This window comes from Actinokineospora sp. NPDC004072 (genome assembly GCF_053604195.1).
In genome coordinates, this window is sequence record NZ_JBSGHB010000029.1 from 48,308 (window position 1) to 55,675 (window position 7,368).

Here is a 7,368-nt window from a genome sequence, read left to right on the forward strand (position 1 = left end):
GGGCGAACCGCGACACCGGCCGGGGGCGGGCTGTGAGCAACCGGGTCCTGGAGTGGGTGCGGGCCCGGCAGGCGGTCCGGGGCAGCGGGTGGCGCGGGACCGACGCCCTGTTCCGCGGGGCCGTGGGCGGGGTCGGGCTGGTGGCGGCGGGCGTCGTCGCGCACCGGGTCGACCTCGTGCTGGTGGGGGCTCCGCTGCTGATCGGGACCGTGCTGGCGCTCGTGGTGCCGGTCGGGCGGGTGCCGGAGGTGCGGGCCGGGCGGGTGCCGCGCACGGTCGACTCCGGGGGAACCGGGGATCTCGCCGTCACCGCGGACTGCGACCCCGGCGTCGAGTTCATCGCCGTGCGGCTGCCCGGTCCGCAGGACACCGGGCCGGGTCCGGTGCACCTGCTGCCGCGCGCGCCGCACTACGCCTCCCGGCTGCGCTGGGACGCCTGGGGCGAGGGCGTCGACCTGCGGCCGGACCACCTCGCCGCCGGGCGGGACGCGCTGCTGATCTCCGGGCCGGTGACCGGGCCGGAGGGGCGGCGGACCGTGCTGCCGACCGCCGAGCCGCAGCCGCCGGGGCCGCTGCCGCCGCGGGTCGCCGGGCTGGTCGGGGTGCACCGCGCCCCGCGCCCGGGCGACGGGACCGAGCTGCGCGCCGTGCGCCCCTTCCAGCCCGGGGACCGGGTGCGCCGCATCGACTGGCGGGTCACGCTGCGGGCGGGCGCGGCGACCGGGCTGCCGATGGGCGCCCTGCACGTGCGCGAGCGGCACGCCGAGGCCGACGCCGACCTGCTCTTCGCCATCGACTCCCGGGTCGACGTCGGGGCCGAGGTCGTCGACTGGTCGACCGGCCCGGCGGGCGTGCGCCCGGGCGGCAGCCTCGACACCGCCGTGCGCACCGTCGTCGGCCTGGCCACCGGCTACCTGCGCCAAGGCGACCGCGTGGGGCTGGTCGACCTCGGCCGCCCGCAGCTCGGCCTGCCCCCGGGCGTCGGCCACCGGCAGCTGCTGCGCATCCGCCACCAGCTCGTCGCCTGCGCCCGGTCCGCGGGCTGGGCGCCGCGCCCGGTCCTGCGCGGGGTCCCCGCCGGGGCGGTCGTCGTCGTGCTGACCCCGCTGCTGGACGACGCCATCGTCGACTGCGTGGTCCGGGCCGCCCGGCACGGCACCGCGGTCATCTGCGTCGACGTCCTCCCCCGGCCGCTGGTCGCCGACCCGGGCACCGAGTGGGGCGAGGTCGTGCGCCGGATCATCGAGGTCGAGCACCAGGCCCGCCGGACCGCGCTGGCCGCCCAGGGCGTCCCGGTCACCGACAACCCGGCCGAGGCGCTGCGCCGGATCAGGAGGCGCAGATGAGCGACGCCCTCGACGTCGGCAGGCGCTTCTCCGCGCTGTGGCTGCGCGCCGCGATCGGCGTCGCCGCGGCCGGCATCGTCGCCGACCTGGTCATCGCGGGCACGCCCGGCTTCACCCGCTGGCTGGGCGCGGTGCTGGCGGTGCTGTGCGTGCTGCTGCCCGCATCGCCGGTGGCGCTGGTGCTGATCGCGCTGGCCGCGTGCGCGGTGGCGTTCAGCGCGCCCGCGCCGCTGTCGCCCGCGCTGCTGGCGCTGATCCCGCTGACCCACGCCCTGCACCTGGCCTCCGGCCTGGCCGCCGTGCTGCCCCGGGGCGCCCGGGTGCACGGCGCGGCGCTGGTCGCGCCGCTGCGCAGGGCGGCGGCGATCCAATGCGGTGCGGGTCTCATTGTGATAGCCGCGACTTTTCTCCCGACCGGCCCGACACCGCCCGCTGTGGAATTCGCCGCATTGCTCTCCACTGCCGGGATGGCCCTGGCGGTGATTCTTCTTGAACGATCCCGCAGGTGACGGCGATCCCCGTCACACCTGCGGAAACACCGCGCGCGACCCCCGTCACACCAACGTGGGGGCGCCTCGCGGGGCGCCTTAACCAGTGCCACCATTGCAGGTATGGCGCGAACTAAGTCGGAGCCGACCCGAATCCTGATCCTCGGTGGCGGTTATGTCGGGCTTTACACGGCGCTGGGGCTCCAGCGCAAGCTGCGCTCCGGCGAGGCGTCGGTGACCGTGGTCGACCCGCAGCCGCACATGACCTACCAGCCGTTCCTGCCCGAGGCCGCCGCAGGCGCCATCGAGCCGCGGCACGTCGTGGTCCCGCTGCGCCGCACGCTCAAGCGCTGCCACGTGATCACCGCCCGCGCCAACAAGATCGAGCACGCCCGCAAGGTCGTCACCATCGAGGCCCCCGACGGCCACCTCGAGGAGCTGGGCTACGACATCCTCGTCGTCGCCCTGGGCTCGGTGGCCCGGCTGCTGCCCATCCCCGGCCTGGCCGAGTGCGGCGTCGCCTTCAAGACCATCGGCGAGGCGATCTACCTGCGCAACCACGTGCTGACCAAACTGGATCAGGCCGACAGCACGCTCGACCCCGACCTGCGCCGCAAGCTGCTGACCTTCACCTTCGTCGGCGGCGGGTTCGCGGGCATCGAGGCCCTGGGCGAGCTGGAGGACATGGCCCGCTTCGCCACCCAGTACTACAAGAACATCTCGCCCGAGGACCTGCGCTTCGTGCTCGTCGAGGCGGCCGGGCGCGTGCTGCCCGAGGTGCGCGAGAGCCTGGGCGTCTACACCGTGATGCAGCTGGAGAAGCGCGGCATCGAGGTGTACCTGTCCACACTCGCCAAGTCGTTCGAGAACGGGCACGTGGTGCTCTCCGACGGCACCGAGTTCGACAGCGACACCATCGTGTGGACGGCGGGCGTCAAGTCCAACCCGGTGCTGGCCAGCTCCGACCTCCCGCTGACCAAGCAGGGCAGGCTGCGCGCCAGCGCGTCGATGCGGGTCGAGGGCCTGACCGACGCCTGGACCGCGGGCGACTGCGCCGCGGTGCCGGACCTCTCGCGCACCCCCGACGACCCGACGGCCATCTGCGCGCCCAACGCCCAGAACGCCGTGCGGCAGGCCCGCCTGCTGGCCAAGAACATCGTCAAGGCGATGCGCGGCGGCGAGCCGCGGGACTACTACCACAAGAACCTCGGCTCGGTCGCCAGCCTCGGGCTGCACAAGGGCGTCGGCGACGTCATGAACATCAAGGCCAAGGGGTTCATCGCCTGGTCGATGCACCGCGCGTACCATGTGAAGGCCATGCCGACGTTCAACCGCAAGGCCAGGATCACGCTGGACTGGTTAGCTGGCGGCCTTTTCCGGCGCGAGGTGATCTCGATGGGGCAGATCAACGACCCCAAGGCGGAGTTCGCTCGGGTGTCCAAGGGCTGACGGCAAACGGCTCAAAGCGACTGGGCCAGCCGGAGGGAAACCGCGGAAACCTATCCCGAGCTGCGCCTTCGCGCCTTAGGCTGCGGCTGCCCCCGTAGCCCAACAGGCAGAGGCAGCCCCCTTAAAAGGGGTGGAGTGCCGGTTCGAATCCGGTCGGGGGCACCATGACAGGCAGTGATCCGGTGGCTACGCAACGGTTTCCGCCACCGGATCGCCTGTCCGGAGTGGATGCGCCTACCACCGCTGATCTGCCGCGGTCAACGGCCTGACGGCCGCTCGCCGGGGGCCGATCGGCGCAACGGCGCAAACCGACCTGTTGGTCCTTTTCGGAACCGGGGGATCGGCTCGGCGGCAACCCACCACTGTCCTCAGTGGATGCGCAACCGGCAACCGGACCGGCACTCTAAGCTGCCGGGGTGGCGGAATACCGGATCGACGACCTGGCCCGCGCGGCGGGCACCTCGGTGCGCAACGTGCGCGTGTACCAGGACCGGGAGCTGCTGCCGCCGCCCGCGCGCCGCGGCCGCGCCGCGATCTACGGCGACGCGCACCTGTCCCGGCTGCGGCTGATCCTGGCCATGCTGGAGCGCGGCTACGCCTTCGCCCAGATCAAGGAGATGCTCGACGCCTGGCAGGCGGGCCACTCGCTGGCCGACGTGCTCGGCCTGGAGGAGGCGACCGGCGCGGCGTGGTCGCACGAGCAGCCCGCCGTCGTGCGCATGGCCGACCTGGTGCGCATGTTCGGCGGCCAGATCACCCCGGCCACCGTCCGCCGCGCCGTCGAGCTGCACGTGCTGGAGCGCCACGGCGCGCACTTCGTCGCCCCCAGCCCCAAGCTGCTGGAGGCGGGCCGCGAGCTGGTCAACCTCGGCGTCCCGCTGGCCGAGGCGCTGCGGCTGGCCGCCGAGTTGCAGAGCGAGACCGACCGGATCACCGCGCTGCTGGTCGGCATGGTCCGCCAGTACGTGCTGGACCCGAAGGGCCCGGACTGGCTGCCCAGCGGCGACGAGCTGCCGCACTACGCCGACGTCATCTCCCGGCTGCACCCGCTGGTCATGTCCGCCCTCTCGGCCGCGGTCGACCGCTCCGCGCAGCGGGTGATCCCGCAGATCATGGGCGACCGGCTGATCGCGATGGTGGCCAAGGCCAAGCGGGACGCGGGCCGGGTTGAATGATGACAATGGCCGTTGTAACGTTCGCCGGGAACGCCGACATCACCCCTGGGCGGTGACCCGACGCCGAGGAGCCGCCGATGGCCACCGATCCGCTGCCGTTCCCCCAGCGCAACCTCGTGGTCCGCAGGCGCGTCGTGCGCTCCGGCGACGTCGACCTCGCGGTCTTCGAGCAGGGTGACCCCGACGCCCCGACCGTGCTGCTGGTCCACGGCTACCCCGACACGCACCGGATGTGGGACGGCGTCGCCGAGCGGCTGGCCGACGACTTCCACGTGGTGCGCTACGACGTGCGCGGCGCGGGCGAGTCCGACGCCCCCCGCGGGCGCGCGGCGTACCGGACCGAGCGGCTGGCCGAGGACCTCTTCGCCGTCCTCGACGCCGTGGCGGGCGGCCCCGCCCACGTCGTGGCGCACGACTGGGGCTCCATCCAGGCGTGGGAGGCCGTGACCGACCCCGCCGCCCCCGGCCTGATCGCCTCCTACACCTCCATCTCCGGCCCGTGCCTCGACCACGCCGCGCACTGGATGCGCCGCAGGCTGGCCCGCCCGACCCCCGCCAACCTGCGCGCGGTGTTCAACCAGCTCACCAACTCCTGGTACATCTACCTCTTCCACGTGCCCGTGCTGCCTGCGCTGGCCTGGCGCACGGTGATCGGGCGGCGGTGGGGCGCGCTGCTGGCCGCGACCGAGGGCGTGCCGCCCACCCCCGGCCACCCGGCCCCGACCATCGCCGCCGACGGCGCCCGCGGGGTGCGGTTGTACCGGGCGAACATGCTGACCCGCATGCGCAGGCCCCGCCCGCGCCCCGCGGAGGTCCCGGTGCAGGTGCTCATCCCCACCCGGGACCGGTTCGTCTCCCCGGCGCTGGCCGAGGACCTCGAACGCTGGGTCGGGCGGCTGTGGCGGCGGCGGATCGAGGCCGGGCACTGGGCGCCGGTGTCGCATCCGGGCGTGGTGGCCAGGATGGTCGCCGAGTTCGCCGACCACGTGGGCGGGCAGCCGTCGACGCGGGGGTTGCAGCGGGCCAGGGCGGGCGTCACCGGGTTCACCGGGCAGCTCGTCGTGGTCACCGGGGCGGGCAGCGGGATCGGCAGGGCCACCGCGCAAGCGTTTGCCGCGCTGGGGGCCGAGGTCGTCGTGGCCGATGTCGACGCCGCGGCGGCGCAGCGGACCGCGGCCGAGATCGGGCCTGCGGCCTACCCGCACGCGGTCGACGTCGCCGACGCCGCGGCCATGGCCCGCCTCGCCGAGGAGGTGACCGCCGAGCACGGCGTGCCCGACGTGGTGGTCAACAACGCGGGCATCGGGATGGCGGGCAGCTTCCTCGACACCACCCCGGACGACTGGCGGCGGGTGCTCGACGTGAACCTGATGGGCGTCGTGCACGGCTGCCGGGCCTTCGGCGCGCTGATGGCCGAGTCCGGCGAGGGCGGGCACATCGTCAACATCGCCTCCGCCGCCGCGTACACCCCGAGCCGCGCGCTGTCGGCGTATGCGTCGAGCAAGGCCGCGGTGCTGATGCTGTCGGACTGCCTGCGGGCGGAGCTGGCCGACCGGGGCGTCGCCGTGACGGCCGTGTGCCCGGGGATCGTCGCCACGGACATCACCAACACCACGACGTTCGTGGGCGTGGCCGACCAGGACCGCATGCGCCGCAAGGCCACCGCGGCCTACGCGCGCCGCGGCTACGGCCCGGAGAAGGTCGCCGCGGAGATCGTGCGCGCGGTGCGCGAGCGCATCCCCGTGCTGCCGGTGACCCCGGAGGCCCGCGCGGCCCGGCTGGCCGCCCGCTTCGCCCCCGGCCTGCTGCGCCGGTTCGCCCGCGCCCGCGTGTTCGGCCCGTGACGGAAAAGAGGGAGCCATCGTGGAGATCGAGGTCAGCTACGAGCGCCGGGGTTCCGGGGAACCGCTGGTGCTGCTGCACGGCATCGGCCACCGCTGGCAGGCGTGGGAACCGGTCATCGACCGGCTCGCCGCCCACCACGACGTGATCGCGCTGGACCTGTTCGGGTTCGGCGCCTCCCCGATGCTGACCGGGCCGTACACGGTGCCGGGGGCGATCGATGCGCTGGTCGAGGTGTTCGGCAGGCTGGGGATCGACCGGCCGCACGTCGCGGGGAACTCCCTGGGCGGGATGCTCGCCATCGAACTGGCTGCCCGCGACCTCGTGCGCTCGGCGACGGCGCTGTCGCCCGCGGGCTTCTGGACCGCGCGGGACCGGGCGTGGGCCATCCGGGTGCTCAGCGGGATCCGGTTGACAGCGCGGCTGAAGCCCTCGGTGCAGAAGGTGGTCTTCGGGAATCGCTTTGCGCGGGCGGTGGGTGGGAGTCTGCTGTTCGGGCGGCCGTCGTGGTTGACGGCTGAGGTGATGCTGGCTGATATGGCGGCGATGGCTGCTGCGCCTGGGTTCGACGCGGTGATCGCGTCTGGGGGGCGGGACTACTTCTACCTGGGGCCGGAGCCTGCGGTGCCGGTGACGGTGGCGTGGGGGAGTCGGGATCGGATTCTGTGGCCGCGGCAGGCTCGGCGGTGTGCTGAGGTGTTGCCGTCGGCTCGGCATGTGTCGTTGCCGGGGTGCGGGCATGTGCCGATGGGGGATGATCCTGAGGCGGTGGCTTCGGTGATCCTTCGCAACTGTGCGGCTGCGGTAGCGGTCTGAGGGCTGTTGCGCTTCGCAAAGAAGGCGGGTTGCGTGGGTGGTATTGTGGTTGCGCGGCTTGGTGGGTGGTCCACCAGGCGGCCGACGAACTCCAGCACACCCATCGCCCGATCCCCCTTCCGGTTGCGCGGCTTGGTGGGTGGGTCCGATGGGGTGAACTCGCATTCGCGGGGACCCCTAAGCGAAACGCCGCTGGGCGTGAAGAGCGGCGATGCGGGCGAAGCCCGTTCACGCCCTGGCCAGTTTAGCGGC

The 7,368-nt window shown here is 73.7% G+C and carries 6 protein-coding genes and 1 tRNA gene; all 7 read left to right on the forward strand.

The genetic code is table 11. The annotated features are described in order from the left end of the window. Nucleotides 1-32: 32 nt before the first annotated feature. The 7 genes from ACWEPX_RS31065 (at nt 33) to ACWEPX_RS31095 (ending at nt 7,116) form a co-directional block, all read left to right on the forward strand. Entirely contained in the window at nt 33-1,346 is a 1,314-nt protein-coding gene (locus ACWEPX_RS31065) for a DUF58 domain-containing protein (protein ID WP_451900831.1), read from the forward strand. Continuing rightward, nucleotides 1,343-1,855: a hypothetical protein gene (locus ACWEPX_RS31070; RefSeq protein WP_451900832.1), complete on the forward strand. Its 513-nt coding sequence runs from the start codon at nt 1,343-1,345 to the stop codon at nt 1,853-1,855. The genes ACWEPX_RS31065 and ACWEPX_RS31070 overlap by 4 nt, the downstream gene beginning before the upstream one ends. Nucleotides 1,856-1,957: 102 nt before the next feature. Further along, a complete protein-coding gene (locus ACWEPX_RS31075) occupies nt 1,958-3,283 on the forward strand; it encodes an NAD(P)/FAD-dependent oxidoreductase (protein ID WP_451900833.1) in 1,326 nt (441 codons plus the stop codon). Nucleotides 3,284-3,371: 88 nt separating this feature from the next. Further along, nucleotides 3,372-3,448 (forward strand) — tRNA-Leu (locus tag ACWEPX_RS31080). Nucleotides 3,449-3,699: 251 nt separating this feature from the next. Next, nucleotides 3,700-4,458 carry a MerR family transcriptional regulator gene (locus ACWEPX_RS31085; RefSeq protein WP_451900834.1) on the forward strand — a complete coding sequence of 253 codons (759 nt, stop codon included), beginning with the start codon at nt 3,700-3,702 and terminating at the stop codon, nt 4,456-4,458. Nucleotides 4,459-4,535: 77 nt separating this feature from the next. Then, the gene (locus ACWEPX_RS31090; RefSeq protein WP_451900835.1) at nt 4,536-6,302 is read left to right on the forward strand and encodes an SDR family oxidoreductase; all 1,767 of its coding nucleotides are present in this window, start codon (nt 4,536-4,538) and stop codon (nt 6,300-6,302) included. Between the two features lie 67 nt (nt 6,303-6,369). Continuing rightward, nucleotides 6,370-7,116, forward strand: a complete 747-nt coding sequence (locus ACWEPX_RS31095) for an alpha/beta fold hydrolase (RefSeq protein WP_451900836.1) — start codon at nt 6,370-6,372, stop codon at nt 7,114-7,116. Nucleotides 7,117-7,368 lie beyond the last annotated feature (252 nt).

Coding starts and splice junctions, on each gene's coding strand:
- ACWEPX_RS31070 (WP_451900832.1), top strand. CDS start 1,343: ATGAGCGACGCCCTCGACGTCGGCAGGCGCTTCTCCGCGCTGTGGCTG.
- ACWEPX_RS31075 (WP_451900833.1), top strand. CDS start 1,958: ATGGCGCGAACTAAGTCGGAGCCGACCCGAATCCTGATCCTCGGTGGC.
- ACWEPX_RS31090 (WP_451900835.1), top strand. CDS start 4,536: ATGGCCACCGATCCGCTGCCGTTCCCCCAGCGCAACCTCGTGGTCCGC.